24 protein-coding genes are annotated in these 21,416 nt (G+C 68.6%); all 24 read right to left on the bottom strand.

Annotated elements, in window-relative coordinates; genetic code table 11:
- Window positions 1-2: 2 nt before the first annotated feature.
- The 24 genes from rpsC to DEJ01_RS03445 all read right to left on the bottom strand — a co-directional run bounded on the left by rpsC (window position 3) and on the right by DEJ01_RS03445 (window position 21,375).
- Complete coding sequence (gene rpsC / locus DEJ01_RS03560) at window positions 3-815, bottom strand: 30S ribosomal protein S3 (RefSeq protein ID WP_017885527.1); 813 nt, start codon at window positions 813-815, stop codon at window positions 3-5.
- Window positions 815-1,207: a 50S ribosomal protein L22 gene (gene rplV, locus DEJ01_RS03555; protein ID WP_035809257.1), complete on the bottom strand. Its 393-nt coding sequence runs from the start codon at window positions 1,205-1,207 to the stop codon at window positions 815-817. The genes rpsC and rplV overlap by 1 nt, the downstream gene beginning before the upstream one ends.
- A 25-nt stretch (window positions 1,208-1,232) precedes the next feature.
- Window positions 1,233-1,514: a 30S ribosomal protein S19 gene (gene rpsS, locus DEJ01_RS03550; RefSeq protein ID WP_017885529.1), complete on the bottom strand. Its 282-nt coding sequence runs from the start codon at window positions 1,512-1,514 to the stop codon at window positions 1,233-1,235.
- A gap of 11 nt (window positions 1,515-1,525) precedes the next feature.
- On the bottom strand, window positions 1,526-2,365 hold the full coding sequence (gene rplB / locus DEJ01_RS03545; protein ID WP_027466728.1) for a 50S ribosomal protein L2: 840 nt from the start codon (window positions 2,363-2,365) through the stop codon (window positions 1,526-1,528).
- Window positions 2,366-2,383: 18 nt separating this feature from the next.
- Window positions 2,384-2,683, bottom strand: coding sequence for a 50S ribosomal protein L23 (rplW, locus tag DEJ01_RS03540; RefSeq protein WP_027466729.1), 300 nt, complete (start codon window positions 2,681-2,683; stop codon window positions 2,384-2,386).
- Entirely contained in the window at window positions 2,680-3,339 is a 660-nt protein-coding gene (gene rplD, locus DEJ01_RS03535) for a 50S ribosomal protein L4 (protein WP_027466730.1), read from the bottom strand. The genes rplW and rplD overlap by 4 nt, the downstream gene beginning before the upstream one ends.
- A 2-nt stretch (window positions 3,340-3,341) precedes the next feature.
- Window positions 3,342-3,998, bottom strand: coding sequence for a 50S ribosomal protein L3 (gene rplC, locus DEJ01_RS03530; RefSeq protein WP_027466731.1), 657 nt, complete (start codon window positions 3,996-3,998; stop codon window positions 3,342-3,344).
- Between the two features lie 12 nt (window positions 3,999-4,010).
- Entirely contained in the window at window positions 4,011-4,319 is a 309-nt protein-coding gene (gene rpsJ / locus DEJ01_RS03525; protein ID WP_017885534.1) for a 30S ribosomal protein S10, read from the bottom strand.
- Window positions 4,320-4,840: 521 nt separating this feature from the next.
- Window positions 4,841-5,668 (bottom strand): DarT ssDNA thymidine ADP-ribosyltransferase family protein, encoded by an 828-nt coding sequence (locus DEJ01_RS03520; RefSeq protein ID WP_084741336.1) that lies wholly within the window; start codon window positions 5,666-5,668, stop codon window positions 4,841-4,843.
- 80 nt (window positions 5,669-5,748) lie between these two features.
- On the bottom strand, window positions 5,749-6,726 hold the full coding sequence (locus DEJ01_RS03515) for a DNA topoisomerase IB (protein ID WP_111023287.1): 978 nt from the start codon (window positions 6,724-6,726) through the stop codon (window positions 5,749-5,751).
- Window positions 6,727-6,899: 173 nt separating this feature from the next.
- The gene (tuf, locus tag DEJ01_RS03510) at window positions 6,900-8,087 is read right to left on the bottom strand and encodes an elongation factor Tu (protein ID WP_027466734.1); all 1,188 of its coding nucleotides are present in this window, start codon (window positions 8,085-8,087) and stop codon (window positions 6,900-6,902) included.
- A 147-nt stretch (window positions 8,088-8,234) separates the two neighbouring features.
- Window positions 8,235-10,352: an elongation factor G gene (gene fusA / locus DEJ01_RS03505; protein ID WP_027466735.1), complete on the bottom strand. Its 2,118-nt coding sequence runs from the start codon at window positions 10,350-10,352 to the stop codon at window positions 8,235-8,237.
- Between the two features lie 87 nt (window positions 10,353-10,439).
- Complete coding sequence (gene rpsG / locus DEJ01_RS03500) at window positions 10,440-10,910, bottom strand: 30S ribosomal protein S7 (RefSeq protein WP_017885539.1); 471 nt, start codon at window positions 10,908-10,910, stop codon at window positions 10,440-10,442.
- A 5-nt stretch (window positions 10,911-10,915) separates the two neighbouring features.
- Window positions 10,916-11,284 (bottom strand): 30S ribosomal protein S12, encoded by a 369-nt coding sequence (gene rpsL, locus DEJ01_RS03495; protein ID WP_017885540.1) that lies wholly within the window; start codon window positions 11,282-11,284, stop codon window positions 10,916-10,918.
- A gap of 228 nt (window positions 11,285-11,512) precedes the next feature.
- Window positions 11,513-12,718 (bottom strand): hypothetical protein, encoded by a 1,206-nt coding sequence (locus DEJ01_RS03490; protein ID WP_111092224.1) that lies wholly within the window; start codon window positions 12,716-12,718, stop codon window positions 11,513-11,515.
- Between the two features lie 37 nt (window positions 12,719-12,755).
- On the bottom strand, window positions 12,756-13,271 hold the full coding sequence (locus DEJ01_RS03485; protein WP_111092223.1) for a DUF6121 family protein: 516 nt from the start codon (window positions 13,269-13,271) through the stop codon (window positions 12,756-12,758).
- A 27-nt stretch (window positions 13,272-13,298) separates the two neighbouring features.
- Complete coding sequence (locus tag DEJ01_RS03480; RefSeq protein WP_111092222.1) at window positions 13,299-13,817, bottom strand: hypothetical protein; 519 nt, start codon at window positions 13,815-13,817, stop codon at window positions 13,299-13,301.
- Between the two features lie 227 nt (window positions 13,818-14,044).
- Entirely contained in the window at window positions 14,045-14,767 is a 723-nt protein-coding gene (locus DEJ01_RS18045) for a hypothetical protein (protein WP_181438343.1), read from the bottom strand.
- A gap of 1 nt (window position 14,768) precedes the next feature.
- On the bottom strand, window positions 14,769-15,545 hold the full coding sequence (locus tag DEJ01_RS03470; RefSeq protein WP_111092221.1) for a hypothetical protein: 777 nt from the start codon (window positions 15,543-15,545) through the stop codon (window positions 14,769-14,771).
- Window positions 15,542-16,594 (bottom strand): type IV pilus assembly protein PilM, encoded by a 1,053-nt coding sequence (gene pilM, locus DEJ01_RS03465; RefSeq protein ID WP_111046462.1) that lies wholly within the window; start codon window positions 16,592-16,594, stop codon window positions 15,542-15,544. Before pilM ends, DEJ01_RS03470 begins: the two co-directional genes overlap by 4 nt.
- Before the next feature lie 59 nt (window positions 16,595-16,653).
- Window positions 16,654-17,517, bottom strand: coding sequence for a prepilin peptidase (locus DEJ01_RS03460; protein ID WP_375342373.1), 864 nt, complete (start codon window positions 17,515-17,517; stop codon window positions 16,654-16,656).
- Entirely contained in the window at window positions 17,514-19,382 is a 1,869-nt protein-coding gene (locus DEJ01_RS03455) for a hypothetical protein (RefSeq protein ID WP_111092220.1), read from the bottom strand. The genes DEJ01_RS03460 and DEJ01_RS03455 overlap by 4 nt, the downstream gene beginning before the upstream one ends.
- Window positions 19,379-20,032: a PilW family protein gene (locus DEJ01_RS03450; RefSeq protein WP_111092219.1), complete on the bottom strand. Its 654-nt coding sequence runs from the start codon at window positions 20,030-20,032 to the stop codon at window positions 19,379-19,381. Before DEJ01_RS03450 ends, DEJ01_RS03455 begins: the two co-directional genes overlap by 4 nt.
- Window positions 20,032-21,375, bottom strand: a complete 1,344-nt coding sequence (locus DEJ01_RS03445; protein WP_111092218.1) for a prepilin-type N-terminal cleavage/methylation domain-containing protein — start codon at window positions 21,373-21,375, stop codon at window positions 20,032-20,034. Before DEJ01_RS03445 ends, DEJ01_RS03450 begins: the two co-directional genes overlap by 1 nt.
- Window positions 21,376-21,416: the final 41 nt, after the last annotated feature.

Here is a 21,416-nt window from a genome sequence, read left to right as displayed (position 1 = left end):
GGTTACGCCTCAACTCCTGCGCCGGCCGGCGCGTCCTGCGGGGCCTGCTGCGGACGACGGTCACCGCGGTCGCCGCCACGACGGTCGCCGCCACGGTCGCCACGCTCACCGCGCGGGCCGCCACGACGCTCCGGGCGCGACGAACGCTGGTTCGCCTGCTCGCGAGCGAGCTCCTTGTTCGTGATGTCGCCCTTGTAGATCCAGACCTTCACGCCGATGCGGCCGAACGTGGTCCGGGCCTCGTAGAAGCCGTAGTCGATGTTCGCGCGGAGGGTGTGCAGCGGCACACGGCCTTCGCGGTAGAACTCCGAACGCGACATCTCGGCGCCGCCGAGACGACCCGACACCTGGATGCGGACACCCTTGGCGCCGGCGCGCTGTGCACCCTGCAGGCCCTTGCGCATGGCGCGACGGAACGCGACACGAGCGGAGAGCTGCTCGGCGATGCCCTGCGCGACGAGCTGGGCCTCGGTCTCGGGGTTCTTGACCTCGAGGATGTTCAGCTGGATCTGCTTCTTGGTGAGCTTCTCGAGCTCACCGCGAACGCGCTCCGCCTCGGCGCCGCGGCGGCCGATGACGATGCCCGGACGAGCCGTGTGGATGTCCACGCGGACACGGTCACGGGTGCGCTCGAGCTCGATGCGTGCGACGCCGGCGCGGTCGAGGGTCTTCTTCAGGTACTCGCGCACCTTGATGTCCTCGGCCACGTAGTCGGCGTAACGCTGACCGGCCTTCTTGCTGTCGGTGAACCAGTGCGAGACGTGGTCCGTCGTGATCCCGAGACGGAAGCCGTACGGGTTGACCTTCTGGCCCATTACTTGCTCGCCTTCTTGCTCGTCGCGGCAACCTCGGCCTCGTCGGGCGTCGCGAGGACGACCGTGATGTGGCTGGTGCGCTTGTTGATGCGGAAGGCGCGGCCCTGGGCGCGCGGCTGGAACCGCTTCAGGGTCGTGCCCTCGTCGACGAAGACGCGGCTCACGTAGAGGTCGCGCTCGTCGAGGAAGCTGTTCGTCGAGTCCGCCTTGACCCGTGCGTTCGCGATCGCCGAGGCGACCAGCTTGTACACGGGCTCCGAAGCGCCCTGGGGGGCGAACTTCAGGATGGCGAGGGCCTCGTGGGCCTGCTTGCCGCGGATCAGCTCGATGACGCGACGGGCCTTCTGAGGCGTGACGCGGATGTGTCGCACGCGTGCGATCGACTCCACCATTTCGTTCCTCCTCTGCGTCGCCGCCTCAGCGGCGACGGCCCTTCTTGTCGTCCTTCACGTGACCACGGAAGGTGCGGGTCGGCGCGAACTCGCCGAGCTTGTGACCGACCATCGACTCGGTGACGAACACCGGGATGTGCTTGCGGCCGTCGTGGACGGCGATCGTGTGCCCGAGCATGTTCGGGACGATCATCGACCGACGCGACCACGTACGGATCACGTTCTTGGTGTTGGCCTCGTTCTGCGTGACGACCTTGCGGAGCAGGTGCTCGTCGACGAAGGGGCCCTTCTTCAGACTGCGTGGCATCTTCTGAACTCCTACTTGCGCTTCTTGCCGGCGTTACGGCGACGGACGATGAGCTTGTCGCTCGGCTTGTTCGGCTTGCGCGTACGGCCCTCGGACTGACCCCAGGGGCTGACCGGGTGACGACCACCGGACGTCTTGCCCTCACCACCACCGTGCGGGTGGTCGACCGGGTTCATGGCGACACCACGGACGGTCGGGCGGACGCCCTTCCAGCGCATGCGGCCGGCCTTGCCCCAGTTGATGTTCGACTGCTCGGCGTTGCCGACCTCGCCGATGGTGGCGCGGCAGCGTGCGTCGACGTTGCGGACCTCGCCCGACGGCAGACGGAGCTGCGCGTAGGGGCCGTCCTTGGCGACGAGACGCACCGAGGCGCCGGCGGAGCGAGCCATCTTGGCGCCGCCACCGGGGCGGAGCTCGATGGCGTGCACGACGGTACCCACGGGGATGTTGCGCAGCGGCAGGTTGTTGCCGGGCTTGATGTCGGCGCCGGGGCCCTGCTCGATGACGTCGCCCTGCTTCAGCTTGTTCGGCGCGATGATGTACCGCTTCGTGCCGTCCACGTAGTGCAGGAGCGCGATGCGCGCAGTGCGGTTGGGGTCGTACTCGATGTGAGCGACCTTGGCGTCGACGCCGTCCTTGTCGGAGCGACGGAAGTCGATCACGCGGTACTGGCGCTTGTGGCCACCACCGATGTGACGCGTGGTGATACGGCCGGAGCTGTTGCGACCACCGGTCTTCGGCAGCGGACGAAGCAGTGACTTCTCCGGAGTCGAACGGGTGATCTCAGCGAAGTCGGCGACCGACGAGCCGCGACGACCGGGGGTCGTCGGCTTGTAGTTACGAATAGCCATGATTTATCCCTCTGGTCCTCAGCCGACAGCCGTGAAGATGTCGATCGAACCGGACTTGAGCGTCACGATGGCGCGCTTGGTGTCCTTGCGCTTGCCGAGACCGAACTTGGTGCGACGGGTCTTGCCCGGGCGGTTCAGCGTGTTGATGCTCGCGACCTTGACGTCGAAGATCTTCTCGATGGCGAGCTTGATCTCGGTCTTGTTCGAGCGGGGGTCCACGATGAACGTGTACTTGCCCTGGTCGATGAGCGCGTAGCTCTTCTCCGAGACGACCGGCGAGATGATGACGTCGCGCGGGTCCTTGTTGAAGCCGCTCATGCGGTGATCTCCTTCGCGGTCTTCGACGCGATGAAGGCGTCGAGGGCGCTCTTGCTGAAGACGACGGCGTCCGAACGCAGCACGTCGTAGGCGTTGAGCTGGCCGTACGAGAGCGCGTGGACGTTCGACAGGTTGCGGATCGACTTGAGCGTCAGCTCGTCGTCCGTCTCGAGCACGACGAGCACGTTCTTGACGGGCGCGACCTTCTCGAGGAGCGTGCGGGCGGTCTTGGTCGACGGCAGTTCAGCCGCGACGAAGCCCTCCACAGCGGAGATGCGGCCACCGCGGGCGCGGTCCGAGAGCGAGCCGAGCAGAGCAGCGGCGATCATCTTCTTCGGGGTGCGCTGCGAGTAGTCGCGCGGGGTCGGTCCGTGGACGACGCCACCGCCGGTGTGCTCCGGAGCACGGACGGAACCCTGACGGGCGCGGCCGGTGCCCTTCTGCTTGAACGGCTTGCGACCGGCACCGCGGACTTCGCCACGGTTCTTGGTCTTGTGGGTGCCCTGACGCGCGGCTGCGAGCTGCGCGGTGACGACCTGGTGGATCAGCGGGACGTTGGTCTCGACGTCGAAGAGAGCTGCGGGGAGCTCGACGGTGCCGGACTTGGCACCCGATGCGTCGAGGACGTCGATCGTGGTTGCGGTCGTGGTGGCCATGATCACTTACCCTTCACGGCGGTGCGGACGAAGACGGAGCGGCCACGAGCACCGGGGACGGCGCCCTTGACGAGCAGCAGACCCTTCTCGGCGTCGACGGCGTGCACCGTGAGGTTGAGGACGGTCACGCGGTCGCCACCCATACGACCAGCCATGCGCATGCCCTTGAAGACGCGCGACGGGGTCGAGGAAGCACCGATCGAGCCGGGCTTGCGGTGGTTGCGGTGCGCACCGTGCGAGGCGCCGACGCCGTGGAAGCCGTGGCGCTTCATGACACCGGCGAAGCCCTTGCCCTTGGAGGTACCGACGACGTCGACCTTCTGGCCCGCCGTGAACGTGCCGTCCACGGTGAGCTCCTGGCCGAGCGTGTACTCAGCGGAGTCGTTGGTACGGATCTCGGTGAGGGTGCGACGCGGGGTCACGCCAGCGGCCTCGAAGTGGCCAGCGGCCGGCTTGTTGACCTTGCGCGGGTCGATGGCGCCGGCGGCGATCTGGATCGCCTCGTAGCCGTCGCGCTCAGCGTTGCGGATCTGGGTGACCACGTTCGGGCCGACCTCGATCACGGTGACGGGGATGAACTTGTTGTTCTCGTCCCACACCTGGGTCATCCCGAGCTTCTTGCCGAGGAGGCCCTTGACGGTCTTGGTTGAGTTCGCCATTGGTCAGCCCCCTTACAGCTTGATCTCGATGTTGACGTCTGCCGGCAGGTCGAGTCGCATGAGCGAGTCAACGGCCTTCGGCGTCGGGTCGACGATGTCGATGACCCGCTTGTGCGTGCGCTTCTCGAAGTGCTCGCGCGAGTCCTTGTACTTGTGAGGGGAACGGATCACTGCGATCACGTTCTTCTCGGTGGGGAGCGGCACCGGGCCGACCACGGTTGCACCGGCACGGGTCACCGTGTCGACGATCTTCCGGGCCGACGTGTCGATGACCTCGTGGTCATACGACTTGAGCCGGATGCGGATCTTCTGTCCCGCCATGTGTCTCTTGTCCTCTCTGCGCCGCGCACCCTCTGGCCGCCTGACGCCGCTCGGTTCCGCATTCCTGCGGACCGTGCTGTTTTCCTGAACCAACCGGCCGCATCCACTGGGGATGACCGCTGTTCACCTGTCAACCTCGCGGGCGACCGTGGCCGTCCAGCGTGGGCAATCGACTGCCTCGTGCTCCGGGCGCAGCAGTGGTACACCGCGTCCGTCACCCTTCGGGGAGTCGTGTTCTGCTGCCTGCGGCCCAACCCAGCCCTGCTGAACAAGGGGGTTGTGCACTGCCAGAGCAGTGATCCTGTGGGCGTACACCCACGGGGAATTCGGAACCGGACAAGTCTCGCATAGCCCTGGCCCACGTGCAACCCGGGCGTGTCGCGAATTGCCGGGCGTGTCCCGCCGGCTCGCTTGCCCGGATCCACGCGGATCGGACGGCCTGGAGGCCCGGCTCGGCCCCGCAACGCGGAGCACCCTCCGGACGGGGTCCGGAGGGTGCGTCGACACGGGTCAGGAGACCGTCACTCGGCGGTCACCGGGGGCACGAACCACGGCGGGAACACGGCCACTCGCGGAGCGTGTCCACCGTGGTCGGCGAGCACGGCGCGGACGGTCTGCCGGGCTTTGTCGTTCGGCACGCCGATGACCGCGACCGACGTGAACGGCACGCTCGGTCCGGCGAGCAGCTCGAGGCCGTGCATCTCCGGGTCCGTGAAGTCGGTGCGACGGATCAGGTTCGTGCCGGCGTCGGGACCGACGGCGAACCGGACGTCGTCGGCGTCGGCGTCCTGGTCGGCGACGATCACCGAGGCACCGAACGCGGAGACCGGCACGACGAGCACGACGTAGTCGATCGCCCGGGTGCGGCGGGCGGCGTCCGACCAGCGCTCGCCCTCGGCGCCCGTACGGAGCTCGTCCCAACGGGTGGCGTCGGGCGACAGCGTGAACGGCACGTGGCCGGCGATCGAGGAGCCGTCGGGCGCCTCGGCCTCGGCGCGGGCAGCGCGGGTGTCGGCGGAACTGACGTCCACGACCGGCTCGGCCTGGTCGGACGCCAGGATCGCGCCGGCGCCGACGATGCCGTCGAGGTTGTCGATGTGGGTGACGTGGTGGGCGCGGAGCGCTGCGAACTCACGTGCTTCGGGCAGGTCGGCGGACGACGAACGGAGCGACGTCGGCGACCGGAGCGACGTCCCGGGCCCGGAGGCCGGCGGGTCGACGCGCAGGTTGGTGGTGATGCGGGTCCGGCGGGGTGCCGGGGTGGCTGGGATCTCCGACGCCTCGCGCTGCCGGGGTGCGCAGATGTCGCAGAGCTCGGTGGGGAATCCGTGGATGCACTCGTCGGTCACGACTGTTGTGGGTCCTTCCGTGCCGTGTGGGGGTGGTCCGGCACGTCGACCAACGCTACGTCATCCGGACGGCCCCCGGGTCATTGTCGGTAGAGCAGTGCCCGGACCTCGGCCTCGGCGGACGCCAGGCGGTTCGGATCGATGGTCTCGCCGTGGTCGTACGCGTCGAGCAACCGGGGGTCGATGTAGCTCTGTCGGCACACCGTCGGGGTGTTGCCGAGCTCGTCGCTGGCGGCCTTCACCGCGTGCGAGACGGCCTTCTTCCGCTTGGCCTGGGACGACTGCGGTCCGGTCTTCGCCAGGTCGACCGCGGCCGCGACCGTCCCGTGCAGGGTCCGGAAGTCCTTCGCGGTGAACTCGTCGCCCGCGCGTTCCTTCACGTACGCGTTGATGTCCTCGGCGGAGAGCGGCTCCCACTCCGCACCGCGACGCTCGCGGAACGAGAGCAACCGCGCGTTGGGCCCGCGACGCTTCATGCCGGCGATGACCCGCGCCAGGTCGTGGTCGTGGATCGACGACGACCACTCCTGCCCGCTCTTGCCGGGGAAGTCGAGCTCGATGTCGTCGCCCGACACGTGGGCGTGCGCGCACAGCAGCGTGGACAGCCCACGACTGCCGTGCTCGGTGGCGTACCGCTCGGACCCGACCCGGAGGGACCCCTGGTCGAGCATGCGGAACGCTGCGGCCAGCGCACGGCGGCGGTCCGGCTCGGGGCGACGGAGGTCCTGCGTGACACCGCGGCGGGCGACCGGCAACGACTCGGCCAGTGCCAGCGCACGGTCGTACTTGATCCGGTCCATCCGTTCACGCCAGGACGGGTGGTACATGTACTGGCGGCGCCCCGCACCGTCCGTGCCGGTGGCCAAGATGTGGCCGTTCGCGTACGGGGAGATCCAGACGTCGTCCCACGCCGGCGGGATCACGAACTCCTCGAGTCGACGGCGCTCGTCCGGGTCCGTCACGGTGTTGCCGTCGGGGTCGCGGAACGAGAAACCGCGTCCGGAACGGACGCGGTGGTAGCCGCGACCGGAGGTCGCGGATCTGCGGAGGCGGGTCACGCGGTCGAGCCAACTCCGTGACGCCTGTGACGGGTCACGGGGCGGACAGGAGGCCCGTGGCGGGCGCCGCCCCGGACCTCCTGTCCGGCGCTCTGTACGGCCCGCCAGTGGCCGCGTACGACGAAGCGGGGCCGGGCCCGAAGGCCTGACCCCGCTGTCGCAAGGAACCGGAGTTACTTGATGATCTTCTCGACCGTACCGGCACCGACCGTACGACCACCCTCACGGATGGCGAAACGGAGGCCCTCTTCCATGGCGATCGGCTGGATCAGCTCGACCGTCATGGCGACGGTGTCACCGGGCATGACCATCTCGGTGCCCTCGGGCAGCGTGATGACGCCGGTGACGTCCGTGGTGCGGAAGTAGAACTGCGGGCGGTAGTTCGCGTAGAACGGGTTGTGACGCCCACCCTCGTCCTTGGTCAGGATGTACGCGTTCGCCTGGAACTCGGTGTGCGGCGTGACCGAACCCGGCTTCACGACGACCTGGCCGCGCTCCACGTCCTCACGCTTGAGGCCACGGATGAGCAGACCGGTGTTGTCACCGGCGACCGCCTGGTCGAGCAGCTTGCGGAACATCTCGATGCCCGTGACGGTGGTCTTCTGCGTCGCGCGGATGCCGACGATCTCGACCTCGGCGTTCAGGTTGAGCGTGCCACGCTCGACGCGACCGGTGACGACCGTGCCACGACCGGTGATCGTGAAGACGTCCTCGATCGGCATCAGGAACGGCTGGTCGGTGGCGCGCACCGGGTCCGGCACGTGCTCGTCGACCTGGGCCATGAGGTCCTGGACCGACTTGACCCACTTCTCGTCGCCCTCGAGCGCCTTGAGCGCCGAGACCTGCACGACGGGGGCGTCCTCGTCGAACTGCTGCGAGCCGAGGAGCTCGCGGACCTCGAGCTCGACGAGCTCCAGGATCTCCTCGTCGTCCACCATGTCGGACTTGTTCAGTGCGACGACGATGTAGGGGACGCCGACCTGGCGGGCGAGCAGGACGTGCTCACGCGTCTGGGGCATCGGGCCGTCGGTGGCGGCGACCACGAGGATCGCGCCGTCCATCTGTGCCGCACCCGTGATCATGTTCTTCACGTAGTCGGCGTGACCGGGGGCGTCGACGTGCGCGTAGTGACGCTTCTCGGTCTGGTACTCGACGTGCGAGATGTTGATCGTGATGCCGCGCTGGCGCTCCTCGGGAGCGTTGTCGATCTGCGCGAAGTCGCGGGCCTCGTTGAGGTCCGGGTACTGGTCGTGCAGAACCTTGGTGATCGCCGCCGTGAGCGTGGTCTTGCCGTGGTCGACGTGACCGATGGTTCCGATGTTGACGTGCGGCTTGGTGCGCTCGAACTTGGCCTTGGCCACTGTGGGTCCTCCTCAGGACTCGGAAGCGTCACCCCCGGCCGGCCCTGGATGGGCTCGGGACCGTTGGTGCGCGGTGTGTGTCTGTACTTTACTTGGTGGCGAGGGGCCCGTCGCCGGGCGCCCCCGCCTGTGGAGAAGCGCTGAGCGCTACTCCCCCGCGTTCTTCGCGATGATCTCCTCGGCGACCTTGGCCGGGACCTGGCTGTAGGTCTCGAAGGTCATCGAGTAGACCGCACGACCAGAGGTCTTCGACCGCAGGTCGCCGACGTAGCCGAACATCTCGGACAGCGGCACGCTCGCGCGGACCACCTTGACGCCCGAGGCGTCCTCCATCGAGGCGATCTGGCCACGACGGGAGTTCAGGTCACCGATGACGTCGCCCATGTACTCCTCAGGAGTACGGACCTCGACGGCCATGATCGGCTCGAGGATCGCCGGACCGGCCTTGCGAGCCGCTTCCTTGTAGGCGATCGAGCCGGCGATCTTGAACGCCATCTCGGACGAGTCGACGTCGTGCGCCGCGCCGTCCTTGAGGATGGCCTTCACGCCGACCGTCGGGTAGCCCGCAAGGATGCCGACCTGCATGGCGTCCTGGATACCGGCGTCGACCGACGGGATGTACTCGCGCGGGACACGGCCACCGGAGGTCGCGTTGACGAACTCGTAGACCTTCTCGCTCGTGACCTCCATCGGCTCGAGCGCGATCTGCACCTTCGCGAACTGGCCGGAACCACCGGTCTGCTTCTTGTGGGTGTAGTCGTAGCGCTCGACGATCTTGGTGAGCGTCTCGCGGTAGGCCACCTGGGGCTTGCCGACGCTCGCCTCGACGTGGAACTCACGCTTCATGCGGTCGACGAGGATGTCGAGGTGGAGCTCGCCCATGCCCTTGATCGTCGTCTGACCGGTCTCGGCGTTGAGCTCGACGCGGAACGTCGGGTCCTCTTCGGCGAGCTTCTGGATGGCCGTGGAGAGCTTCTCCTGGTCGGCCTTCGTGTTCGGCTCGATGGCGACCTCGATGACCGGCTCCGGGAACGTCATCGACTCGAGGACGACCTGGTTGGTCGGGTCGCACAGGGTGTCACCGGTGGTGGTGTCCTTGAGGCCGATGACCGCGTAGATGTGGCCAGCGGTCACGTTGGCGACCGGGTTCTCCTTGTTGGAGTGCATCTGGAAGATCTTGCCGATGCGCTCCTTCTTGCCCTTGGTCGAGTTGATGACCTGGGCACCGGACTCGATCGAGCCGGAGTAGACGCGCACGTAGGTCAGACGACCGAAGAACGGGTGCACCGCGACCTTGAACGCGAGGGCCGAGAACGGCTCCGACGCGTCGGGCTTGCGGATGATCTCCTTCTCCTCGTCCTTGACGTCGTGGCCGATCATCGGCGGCACGTCGAGCGGGGACGGGAGGTAGTCGATGACGGCGTCGAGCATCGGCTGGACACCACGGTTCTTGAACGCGGAACCGCAGAGGACCGGGTAGAGCGTGCTGCTCACCGTGAGGGCACGGATGGCTGCCTTGATCTCTGCGACCGAGAAGTCGGTGTCGCCCTCGAGGTAGCGCTCCATGAGGACGTCGTCCGCCTCGGCCACGCGCTCGATGAGCTTCTCGCGGTACTCGGCGGCGCGGTCCTGCAGGTCGGCCGGGATCTCTTCGATCTCGTACTTCGCGCCCATCGCGACGTCACCCTTGGCGTCGCCGCGCCAGGTGAGTGCACGCATCTGGACGAGGTCGACGACGCCTTCGAACGAGCTCTCGGAACCGATCGGCAGCTGGAGCACGAGCGGCTCCGCGCCGAGGCGGTTCACGATGGTGTCGACGGTGTAGTAGAAGTCGGCGCCCAGCTTGTCCATCTTGTTGACGAAGCAGATGCGCGGGACGTCGTACTTGTCGGCCTGACGCCAGACGGTCTCGGACTGGGGCTCGACGCCCTCCTTGCCGTCGAAGACGGCGACCGCACCGTCGAGGACGCGGAGCGAGCGCTCCACCTCGACCGTGAAGTCCACGTGACCGGGGGTGTCGATGATGTTGATCTGGTTGTTGTCCCAGAAGCAGGTCGTCGCGGCCGACGTGATCGTGATGCCGCGCTCCTGCTCCTGCGCCATCCAGTCCATCGTGGCAGCGCCGTCGTGGACCTCACCGATCTTGTGCGTGATGCCCGTGTAGAACAGGATGCGCTCGGTCGTCGTGGTCTTGCCGGCATCGATGTGCGCCATGATGCCGATGTTGCGGACCTTGTTCAGGTCGGTGAGCACGTCCTGTGCCACAGGGTTCCTCCGGAAGAGTTGTAGGAGAGGTTGGCGGCCGTCCGGGCGCCGGGGTTCTTGACCACCGGCACCCGGACGGTGCCGGGACTACCAGCGGTAGTGGGCGAAGGCCTTGTTCGACTCGGCCATCTTGTGCGTGTCCTCGCGGCGCTTGACCGCGGCACCGAGACCGTTCGACGCGTCGAGGATCTCGTTCATGAGACGCTCGGTCATCGTCTTCTCGCGACGAGCCTTGGCGTACGAGGTGAGCCAACGGAGCGCGAGGGTGTTCGCGCGGTGCGGCTTGACCTCGACCGGGACCTGGTAGGTCGAGCCACCGACGCGGCGGCTACGGACCTCGAGGGTCGGACGGACGTTGTCGAGCGCCTTCTTCAGCGTCACGACGGCGTCCTGCTGGTTCTTGGCGGAAACGCCCTCGAGTGCACCGTAGACGATGCGCTCGGCGAGGCCCTTCTTGCCGTCGAGCAGGATCTTGTTGACGAGCTGGCTGACGATCGGCGCACCGTAGACCGGGTCGGCGACGACGGGACGCTTGGGGGCGGGACCCTTACGAGGCATCTAACTCAACCCTTCTTCGCGCCGTAGCGGCTACGAGCCTGCTTACGGTTCTTGACTGCCTGGGTGTCCAGGGCGCCACGGATGATCTTGTACCGCACACCCGGGAGGTCCTTCACACGACCGCCGCGGACGAGCACCATCGAGTGCTCCTGGAGGTTGTGGCCCTCACCGGGGATGTAGGCCGTGACCTCGGTGCCGTTCGAGAGCTTGACACGAGCGACCTTGCGCAGTGCCGAGTTCGGCTTCTTGGGGGTGGTGGTGTAGACGCGGGTGCACACACCACGCTGCTGGGGGTTCGCCTTCAGGGCGGGCGCCTTGGTCTTGGTGACCTTCGGCGTACGACCCTTGCGAACCAGCTGCTGAATAGTAGGCAACTGTTCTCCTGGTTCTTCGCTCGTGCTCTCTGGCCGGCGCGTTCCGCCGGCTTCCTCGTCCCACGCTGAGCACCGCCGGACGGCGGGTGTTCGAGTGGGGGACGGAGTGGTCCGGCTGGGCGATCCCGCTCACCGGACTTTTCGGGCGCGCCCGAGGGCGCACACCCGGTAGAGACTACCCGCGTAACGGGACGAAATCAATCCGGGTCACCCCGGGAACCGACACCGTCATGTGCCGGTGTCGGACGACCCGTTGCCCACCGCCGAGCGGAACGTGGCGCCGTCGCTCGAGAAGCCCGTGACGTACCCGCTCGCGTTCACGTTGAGCGGCCCCGCGGAGGCCGTCCCGGTGCCGGCAGCACCCGAGATGTCGGCCGTGTACTTCGCCCGGCCGGGTGCCGTCGTCGTGATCAACCAGCCGTTCGTCGTCCAGCTGCCGACCCGGACCGTCGGCCGCGTCTCGAGCGTCCACTTCTGGTTCGAGTACGTGTACGCCGGGTTCTGCCCGTACGCGTAGAAGCTGCACCCGGCGGGGGCGGCGTCGGTGGAGGCGATGCAGCCGTCCACCCAGTCGTCCACCGCCCGCTTGGCGGCCTGCTGCCCGGCGGTGGTCAGGGTCGTGGTCATCTGCACCGGGGTCGAGGTCGACCGACCGAACCCGCTGACGCTCGCCGATCCCCCACGGGCCGTGGTCCACTTGCCGCCGTCGAAGGCGACGTCGTACGTGCCTGGCAGCGCGCGGAGGCTCACCGTGCCGTCCTTCGCGGTCTTCACGTTCCGGCCGGCGACGGTGACCGCCGCACCGGACGGCCCCCGCACGGCGACGGCGACCGATCCGAGCTCGGGGGCCTGCAGCTCCCAGATGGGGAACACACCCCAGTCCGTCCCGGTCTTGTCCAGTGTGAAGGTCGCAGCGACGTCCTGCCCGCCCTGGCGCAGGTACGCGCGGACCGTCGCGGTGTCGCCGTCCGTCCGCGTCGCGGCGACGCGGTAGCCGGTGACCTTGTCCGATGCCTTCGCGTAGGCGGCTTCGCCGAGCAGCACGTCGGTCTTCTCGCGTTCGATGCCCGCGTCGTCGAGGGCGTCGGCCACGCGTCCGGCCGTCAGGTCGTCGAGGAACGCCCGCACCGGGCGGTCCGCCGAGTGCGAGGAGGAACCGACCGAGTAGCCGACGACACCGGCGACGAGCAGCAGGACGACCGCCGTGCCGCCCGAGATGATGCCGATGAGCTGACCGCGGCGGAGCTTCCGGCGAGGACGCTGCGGCACCGGTCCGGGCATCCCGGGGAATCCGGGGGCTCCTGCGCCGGGACCCGGACCGAACCCCTGGGCCGCTGCCTCGGACGTTCCGTCGGTCCCACGGATCGAGGCCACCGGCGGGACGGCACCCCAGCCGCCCTGCTGGTCCGGATCCTGCGCGTGCTGGTCGCTCATCGTTCCCCCGTTGCGTGTGCGTCGTGCCCTGCGAACACTACCGTCCGGCGGGTTCCTCGCCCGCGTTCGTCCGGTTGTGCCCGGAGCGCTCGTCAGGCCCGTCCAGACGCGCCGCCCCGGCCGCGCCCGAGCCGCCATCGGTCCGTGCCTGGTGGCGAGCCATCGTGATCCCGCCGAGCACCGACAGGAGCGCCACCACGACGGACCCGACCACGAAGGGCCCGAGGGCGTACCCCGCGGGGAAGACGAGGAGCTCCGTCGCGTCCGAGCGGACGAGCGCGTAGCCCACGGCTCCGACGCCGAGCATGACCAGGTAGACCGTCGCTGCGGCCACCAGCGCGGTGACCCCGGGGTTGCCGTCGCGCACGCCGGCCGCGGTCGCGAGGAAGACCACCACCGCGCCACCCACCACCATCGCGGGCCCGAGGTACGGGGTGGCGTCGGGCTGCGAGATGACCTCGACGTCGGCGAGCAGGGCTTCGAAGCCCGTGACGGCGATCACGAGCGCGATGAAGAGGACGGACGTCATCGTCGCGATCAACCACCGGGACATGGGCCGATCGTATCGCCGACCGGCTGGTCAGCGAGCGGGTTCGGCGTGGTCCGTGTCGTCCGCGTGCTCGCGACGGTCCGCCCGGTCGGACTGCTCCTGCGCTGCGGCGACCAGGGCGAGCGCGATCGTCGCCGTGATGATCGGGACGGTTTCCGTCATGGGGGCAGGCGCAGCATCCGGCGTCTTCTCGTCCGCCGCGTCCGTCGGGTCGTCGGACTGGAGGCCCGTGGTGCCGTCCGCACCAGCGGCCTCCTCCGGCTCGTGGTCACGCAGCGCCGGGCCGATGACCGGCAGGACCCCGGTGGTCGCGGCCGGTTCAGCGCGCAGGACCGGCGGCTCGGTGGACACGGATCCGTCGCGCTTCGCCGCGCGGCGCGCTCGGCCCATCTTCACCAGGACGACGACGGCGACGATCGCCCAGATCCCGTTGACGATGGTCGAGGGGACGGCGTGGTGCGCGGCGACGTTGATGGCCACCGCGAGGCCGCCGACGAGGTTGAACAGCTGGTAGAGCGGGCCGTTCGGGATCTTGCCGGTGGAGAACAAGATGTAACCGGCTAGAACGGTTACTGCACCGAACCAACCCAGGAATTCCACGATTCCGACCAACACGCGCGACTCCGGGCACGACGAGGAACGGCCGGTTCGAGCCGACCGTTCGAGAGGGGATGAGCAGCCGCGATCACGGCGTCTGGTGCATCGTAATCACAACGACGGGTGTCGCGGAAGTGGGGTCGGCGTGGCGCGGACGACCCCAGTCCGTGGGGGTCGGGTCAGCCCTTCGCAGCGGTGTCCGATTCGGCGGTCAGGACGTACACGTAGCCACCGAACGTCCACGTCGTCGCAGCCGCCGCGGCCGGGTCGGTCGAGTCCTGCGAGATGGAGGACGACACCGTGGTGACGAGGAAGAGTCGAGCGCCGTCCTGCATGCCGCCGACGAAGGACAGGGCCTGGTCGAACGACCCGTCGACCGACACGGAGACGGGGATGGCCGAGAAGTTCGCGGCCGAGATCGCCGGATCGGTCACGGGCGCCGTCGCGGCGCCGGTGGATGCCGCGGTCGGATCGGGCGTCGCCGCGTCCGTCGCCTCGTCCGTCGCGGAGGCCGACGAGTCCTCGGTGCCCGCGGCAGTCGAGGCTGCGACGGGGGCGGTGTACGCCACAGCGTCCGACGTCGTGATCGCGGACACCTTCACGCCCGCCCGGGCTGCCACGCCGTCGACTGCGCCGTAGAAGGAGGACATGTTCGCACTCGACGGCACCGAGGTGGTGAGCTCCGCGAGTTTCGCCTTCATCGCCGGCAGGGACTTCGCGCGGTCCTTGAGCCGGGCGAGTTCCGCCGCCGTCGTCCGGTTCGTCGCGTCCACCGACACCTGGTCGGTACGGTCACTCGCGGCCTGTGCGAGATGTGGCTGTACGCCGAGGAAGAACCCCGCGAGTGCCACCACGACCATCGCCACGACGGCGAGGAGCATGTTGAGTCGGTTGCGGGTCATCTCACTCGCCCTCGTCCTGGTACTTGCCGTCGAAGGCGGCCTGGTCGACGTGGATCGTCATGTTCACCGTGTACGTCCCGGTCGTCGGGTCGAGCGTGACCGAGTTCGCGGTCGCGTCGACGAAGCCCTTGAGCCCCTTGACGGCATCGAGCCACGACGGAACGGACGGCAGCGTCGGGCTCTGCGCGTCGATGGTCAGGGTCGCGACACGCTGCCCCTGGAGCGGGGTGTCGGCCTGCGCGTAGGTCTCCAGCGGCGTGGCCGAGTCGATCGCGACGCCGGTGATCTCGACTCCCGCCGGGAGCGACGCCTTCAGCGAAGCGAGGTACGGCTGCCAAGCGATCTCCGTGGCCCCGCCGACGGACTGCGCGGCTTCACGCAGCGCAGTACCGGCCTCCGTGTCCCGGACCTCGCGGTAGTTCGCCTGCTGCTGCAGGAGCGACAGGGTCTCGTCCTGCGCGTGGGTCAGGTCGTCGTGGGCCTGGCTGGACAGGAGGCTGGCTCCGGCGGTCGCGATCCCGACCACGATCGCCACGAGGACGACGCCCGCCCACATCCGACGGACGACACGGCTGCTGCGTCGGTCGGCGAGGACCTCGGTGGGCAGCAGGTCGACACTGGGGCGGCCCCCGACGACGATCTCGCTGGGCGTGGTCCGACGCTGGCGCTTGACGCGCTCCGCGGTCTCGGCGGCGACGCGCAGGGCGGGGTCGGGCGCCGCTCCTCGGCGGCGACTCCGTCCAGAGCGCGAGGGCTTCGACTTGGTCGACTGGCTCATGCTGCCTTCCCTCCCGCGGCGAGTCCCCATGCCACGGCGATCGATGCGCCGTGCGCGTGCAGGTCCTCGACCCGGATGGACTTCGCGAGCGCGACGTTGGCGAACGGCGCCCCGAACCGGACGGGCGTCCGGGTGAACTCCGAGAGCGCTGCGGCGAAACCGGGGAGCGCAGCTGCAGCGCCGCAGAGCAGGATCTCGCCCACGGGCTCGGCAGGGTGGGTGTTGACGAAGTAGTTGACGGTGTTGCGGAGACTCGAGAGCAGTTCGCCCATCGTCTCGCGGACTGCCGCGACCGCGAGCGCGTCGTCGCCGGTCCGCGCCCGCTCCGGATCCATGCCCAGGTGGCGCTTGACGGCTTCGGCCGCTCCCTCGTCGATCGTCAGCCGGCCGGCGAGGAGCCGCGTGATGTCATCGCCGCCGGTCGGCACGATGCGGACGAACTTCGGGACGCCGTCGGTGACGATGACGACGGTCGTCGTGTTGCCGCCACACTCGACGATGGCCACGGTGCCCGGCCTGTTCGCCGGCGCGAGGACACGTGCCAGGGCGAACGGGATGAGGTCGACACCGACCGGCTTGAGCCCGGCGTTCTGGACCGCGCGGACGTTGGCGAGCACGGCGTCCTTCACGGCGGCGACGAGGAGACCGCTCACGGTGGGGCCGTTCTCCCCCGTCTCCTCGCTGGTCGGGTAGAAGTCGAGGATGGCGTCGCCCACGGGCACCGGGAGCATGTCCTGCACCTGGAAGGGCAACGATTCGCGGATCTGCGCGATGGGGGCCTTCGGGACCGTCAGGTCGCGCGACAGCACGCGCTGGTTGCCCATGCCGAGCACGACGTCCTTCGAGCGGAAGCGCCCGAGCGACCAGAGCTGTCGGAGCGCACCCGCGACCGTGTTGGGCTCGAGCACCTCCCCCTGCTTCGTCGCGCCCGGGGGCACGGGCACCTCGGCGAACCGCAGGATCGTCGGTCTCGGCTTGTCGGCGTCCTGGACCTCGACAGCACGGATCGCGGCGGCGCCGATGTCGACGCCCACGATGCTCTTCGACATGGGTGGTCCTTCCGTGACCGTCTTCGGGTCGGTCTGGTGGGTCAGCGCGCGACGAGGCGTCAGGCGAGTCCGAGGAGGCGCAGGTAGCCGCCCCAGGCGGGGGCACCGACGGCGATGCCGAGCCACGCACCCGCGAGCATCCAGGGGCCGAACGGGATCCCGCTGCGACGGCCCGCCCGGCGCACGACCAGGAGGACGACTGCGAAGGTACCTCCGAGCAGGAACGCCGCGAAAGAACCCACTGCGAGGGGTCCCCATCCGAGGTACGCCAGCACGAGGCCGAGCACGCCGGCGAGCTTCACGTCGCCGAGCCCCATCCCGCCGGGCACCGCCAGCGCGAGCACGAGGTAGACGCCGCCGAGGACGACCAGGCCGATGAGGCCCCGGAGCGCGGCGCCCCAGTCCCCGGACGCCGCCGACGCCGCCAGCAGGAGCACGGGCAGCACGACGTAGGCCGGCAGCACGATCCGGTTCGGCAACGTGTGGGTGTCGAGGTCGATGAGCGTCAACGAGATGCTGATCGCCATCAGGTACAGGAGTGCGACGAGCAGGATCGCAGCGTGGATCGTTCCGGGGACGCCGTCCGGCCCCGCCAGCGGCGACCACGGAGCGAGTACCGAGAGCAGCGTCATCGCGACGAACAGGAGGCCCGTGGCGGCTTCGACGAGCGGGTACCGGGCCGAGATGGGCGCGCCGCAGTCGCGGCACCGGGCGCGCAGGACGAGCCATGAGATCACGGGCACGTTGTCGCGACCTCGGATCGCGTGACCGCATCCGGGGCAGGAGCTGGCCGGCGCGACGACGGACATGCCCGCGGGCACCCGGTACACGACGACGTTCAGGAACGACCCGATCGCGAGACCGAGCACACCGACCAGCGCGGCGACGAGGGGCGCCACCGAGGCGAAGGAAGCCACGGTCACTTCCCCGTCGGGGTGCCGTCGGCGCGGAAGGCCGTCGCGGACTCGGTCTCGGTCGTCACACCGTAGGTGGTCGAGACCGGCTGCAGGAACTTGGGCGGGGCCGAGGACTTGAGTCTGCTGTCGTACGAGTACGCCTTCGCGTACCCCGTCAGCAGGCCGTTGCCGTACGAGGTGCGGACCGAGCCGCGGAACTGCTGGGCGATCGATCCGTAGATCGTGAGGATGCCGAGGTTCGACCCGTACTGGCTGTTCTGGACGTTGAACGTGCCGAGGTTGCTGGCGATGGCCGCGTCGATCTCGATGTTCTTGGTCGGCGCCGTGTTCGTCGAGTAGGAGCTGCTGCCCGTGTTGCACACCGTGTTCGACCAGCCGGAGTAGCTCGAGCACGACACGGGGTTGTAGACGGAGACCGCCTTCTGCCCGACGAGCCCGAGCATGTCGTCCGAAGTCCGGCCGTTCTGGTAGACGATGTTCCCGGTGACGTACAGGAAGTTCTCCGCGGCGAGGGTCATCTGTCCGCCGAAGGACCCGGACACGAAGGCATCACCGCTGCGGCACCCGTAGTACCCGGCATCCCCGCGCGTTCCGGTGAACTCGCCGTTGAGCGGGTACCCCAGGCCGTTGCCGTAGTCCGAACTCGTCGAGTTCCCCGACTTGACCGTCTGCTGGCAGTAGACCGGCGAACCCGCGTTCACGGTCCCGTTGACCGTGCCGGACGGTGTCGCGCTGGACGCCCAGTAGTTCGGGTCACCGACCGTCGACGGCACGCTCTGCACGTAGACCAAGTTCGCGGGCAGCGTGGGGATGACGGCACCGGTTCCCCGGAGGGCAGCGACCGAGCCGCACAGGGCGTCGTTCCCCGGACCCGGCGCGATGGCGCTGCCCGTGGCGTTGCCCTTGACCTGTGTGGAGATGGTCCACGGTGAGACCACGCGCATCTTGCCCCCGGCGAGGAACGTGATGGACGTCGGACCGGTGTACAGGCACCCGGGCTTCGCCACCTTCTCGGGGATGTCGGTCCGTGCCTCCTGCTTCATGTTCGCGTTGGTGCTCGGCATGGGGAGCGTCCCGACGTTCTTGATCTTCCCGCCGATGAACTTCGTGGACGAGCGGCAGGCGGAGTCGATGGTCGTCGCCTTGCTCGTGTAGAAGAAGTCGGCGGGCCCCGTGTCCTGCACGCTCGAGTTGAACGTCGCTCCGCAGGCGGTGATGACGTCGTTCGACCGGACCGGCCCGTCGAGGACGTCACCGCTGGCGAACGTGACCGCTTCACAGCTGCTGCTGGAGCTCCAGTCGTCGTCGTTGCGGTGGTTCGAGACGCAGCCGGCGTTCGTCAGGCTCGGGTCCTGGGACTCGTAGTTCGTGAAGTACAGGTAGTTGACGAAGCCGTCACCGCGGAGGTCCACGACGATGGTCCTCGTCGTGGCACCGGCCTTCCCCGTCACGCGCAGGCGGACCTTGCCGGTCGTCGAGTAGTCGGAGTTGTCGACCTCGTACCGGTAGGACTGGTCGGTGCTCCCGACCACGTTCGCCCACGAGCCGTCCTTCGCGGTGCCGAAGGCCTTGTTCGCCGGATCTGCCGTGTACGTGCTCGTCGACGAGAACGCGGTGCGCACGCCGTACTTGACGTAGGCGTTGTCGGCTGCGAGGCGGCCCTGGTAGTCGGAGAGACCCGCGTACGCGGCCGCGATCGCCTTGTTGTAGTTCGTGTCGGTCGTCGCCTTCGTCGCACCGCTCGTCGCGGTGGCGACGACGAGGGACAGCACGATCATGAGCACCGCACCGATCCCGATGACGGCCGCGAGGGCGACCCCGCGTTCGTCGTCTCGGGCACGCAGGCCTCGGAGGATCCGGATGAGCATCATGACTCCGTGGCTGCGCCGTAGTCGAGGTTGCGCAGGTTGATGGTGGCCTGGAACGTGCTGTCGTTGGTGGTCACGCCGTCCGTCGACCCCACCGTCAGCGCCACGCGGACGGACCGGATCGTGTCGTAGGTGGCGTTCGCCGGCGCAGACACGGGGCCGTTGTCCGCGTCGACGTACGAGAAGAGCGTGCCGGCACGGACCACGTCGGCGAGCCACAGCGTCCGGGTGGCGCCGGTGAACGTGCAGTACCCGCCGGTCGGGCAGTCGCCCCGCTGCAGCTGCATGCGCAGCCGGTTCGACACGACGTCGACCGTCACCTTGGTGAGCCCGGCCCGCGCGCTGGACAGGTCGACACCCGAGTAGAACTGCACGCTCCGGCCAGTGGCGCTCACGATCGCGGGCGCGCTGACCGTCTTGCTCACCTGCCAACGAGATGCCTCACGCAGGTACCGACTGAGCTGCGTCATCGACGTGGTGCCCTGTCGGGTGCTGTCGTTGACCGAGGACACCGTGCGCTGCGCCTTCGAGATCGACACGAAGAAGCTCCCGACCAGGGTGAGCAGCAGCGACGTCACGAGCATGGCGACGAGGAGCTCCACGAGCGTGATCCCGCGTTGATCGCCACGCAGACGACGGAGGAGCGCGCGCATCAGCTGGCCGGCCTCGGGTCGACGAGGACGACGCCATCGGTGACGGCACCGTTGCTGACCATCGCGGTGTTGGTGGCGGTGAGCGTGAGCGGCGTCGTCGCCGCGCCCGCGGTGCCGCCCGTGAACAGCTTCCAGGTTCCCCAAGGCAGGGCGATCGTCATGCTGTCGGACGTCGGCTTCGGGAAGCTCAGGGTCATCCCCTTCGCGCAGCCGGGATCGCCGTTCACGGCCGTCGTGGTCTTCGCGGTGATGAAGAGCGCCTTGTCCGGCTTGGCGAGCGTGATCGCGCCCATGCTGATCGAGATCGGCCCGGTCGCGTCCTTGAACTCCGTCGCCGTCCCCTTCTTGCCGGCCTTGTTGGCGGTCGTCCAGGCACCTGGTTCCGGGCCCAGGCAGGTCGCTGCGGCGTCGGACGACACGTCTGCGGAGTACAGCCCCGCGACCGCCTGGTACCCCGAGGGGAACGGGAACAAGGCCGCGCTCGTCGGGGCGGGGTTCAACACGGTCGTGCCCGACGTCCCGTTGGTGATCGACAACGGCAGGTTGGTCGGCAGGATAGCGGACGATGCCGGCGAGGTCAGGTACTTGAACGAGTAGGTCGTCACCTTGTCGAAGGTGAAGGCGGCGGCACCGGAGCTCCCGACCGACACCGTCACCGACTGCGACGACGGACTCGGCTGTTGGGTCGAGTCGATGTACCCGGTGCGGGCGACCGACACCTTGTAGGTCCCCGGCGCGACGCCGGCCACGTAGGTGCAGCCCTCCGCGTCCGTTGCCGGGAACGTGACCCCGGCGGGGCCACCGCTCACGGTCGGCACGATCCCGGACACACCGATCCCGTTCGCGTTCGTCACGCCGACGAGGATCGAGCCCGTGGTGTCCGAGTTGATGTTCGTGAGTGGAGCGATGGCACTCGACATCTCGACCTGCTGGGTCCCGGACGCTGCGGCGCTGGTCTTCCAGCGCACCGTGACCGTCACGGCCTTGTACGACAGGCTGCCGTCACCCGTGCCGCAGGCGGTGGCCGCGCCGGACGACCGGGTCCACGAGACCTTGCGGGTCAGGTCGAAGACCTGGTTGCCGACCTGCTTGGTGGCGGTGCCGCTCTTCACGTTGAAGATGCTCGGGGTGTCCCGGAGGTCGTCGATGTCCTCCATCGCGATCGTCGATGCGACCTCGCGCGCACGGGTGTCCTTCGACAGCACCAGTGAGGCAGCGATGCCGGCGGCGATCCCGGCGGCGATCAGGGCGAAGATCGTCATCGCGACCATCACCTCGATGATCGTGAAGCCGTCCTCGTTGTCCCGTGCGGAACGCAGTCGCTCGGCGATGCGCGAGATCATGGCGTCCCTTCTGGATGGAGTGCCTGGACGTCGGGGCGGAC

This window comes from Curtobacterium sp. MCLR17_040, assembly GCF_003234735.1.
In the GTDB taxonomy this organism is placed as follows: Bacteria; Actinomycetota; Actinomycetes; order Actinomycetales; family Microbacteriaceae; genus Curtobacterium; species Curtobacterium flaccumfaciens.
Note: the sequence above shows the minus strand (reverse complement) of the source record. Positions and strands in the feature narration are given on the sequence as shown.

Excerpts from the sequence above, each read along its gene's own strand:
- rpsC (WP_017885527.1), bottom strand. The coding sequence starts at position 815 with ATGGGCCAGAAGGTCAACCCGTACGGCTTCCGTCTCGGGATCACGACG.
- rplV (WP_035809257.1), bottom strand. The coding sequence starts at position 1,207 with ATGGTGGAGTCGATCGCACGCGTGCGACACATCCGCGTCACGCCTCAG.
- rpsS (WP_017885529.1), bottom strand. The coding sequence starts at position 1,514 with ATGCCACGCAGTCTGAAGAAGGGCCCCTTCGTCGACGAGCACCTGCTC.
- rplB (WP_027466728.1), bottom strand. The coding sequence starts at position 2,365 with ATGGCTATTCGTAACTACAAGCCGACGACCCCCGGTCGTCGCGGCTCG.
- rplW (WP_027466729.1), bottom strand. The coding sequence starts at position 2,683 with ATGAGCGGCTTCAACAAGGACCCGCGCGACGTCATCATCTCGCCGGTC.
- rplD (WP_027466730.1), bottom strand. The coding sequence starts at position 3,339 with ATGGCCACCACGACCGCAACCACGATCGACGTCCTCGACGCATCGGGT.
- rplC (WP_027466731.1), bottom strand. The coding sequence starts at position 3,998 with ATGGCGAACTCAACCAAGACCGTCAAGGGCCTCCTCGGCAAGAAGCTC.
- rpsJ (WP_017885534.1), bottom strand. The coding sequence starts at position 4,319 with ATGGCGGGACAGAAGATCCGCATCCGGCTCAAGTCGTATGACCACGAG.
- rpsG (WP_017885539.1), bottom strand. The coding sequence starts at position 10,910 with ATGCCTCGTAAGGGTCCCGCCCCCAAGCGTCCCGTCGTCGCCGACCCG.
- DEJ01_RS03490 (WP_111092224.1), bottom strand. The coding sequence starts at position 12,718 with ATGAGCGACCAGCACGCGCAGGATCCGGACCAGCAGGGCGGCTGGGGT.
- DEJ01_RS03485 (WP_111092223.1), bottom strand. The coding sequence starts at position 13,271 with ATGTCCCGGTGGTTGATCGCGACGATGACGTCCGTCCTCTTCATCGCG.
- DEJ01_RS18045 (WP_181438343.1), bottom strand. The coding sequence starts at position 14,767 with ATGACCCGCAACCGACTCAACATGCTCCTCGCCGTCGTGGCGATGGTC.
- DEJ01_RS03470 (WP_111092221.1), bottom strand. The coding sequence starts at position 15,545 with ATGAGCCAGTCGACCAAGTCGAAGCCCTCGCGCTCTGGACGGAGTCGC.
- pilM (WP_111046462.1), bottom strand. The coding sequence starts at position 16,594 with ATGTCGAAGAGCATCGTGGGCGTCGACATCGGCGCCGCCGCGATCCGT.
- DEJ01_RS03455 (WP_111092220.1), bottom strand. The coding sequence starts at position 19,382 with ATGATGCTCATCCGGATCCTCCGAGGCCTGCGTGCCCGAGACGACGAA.
- DEJ01_RS03450 (WP_111092219.1), bottom strand. The coding sequence starts at position 20,032 with ATGCGCGCGCTCCTCCGTCGTCTGCGTGGCGATCAACGCGGGATCACG.
- DEJ01_RS03445 (WP_111092218.1), bottom strand. The coding sequence starts at position 21,375 with ATGATCTCGCGCATCGCCGAGCGACTGCGTTCCGCACGGGACAACGAG.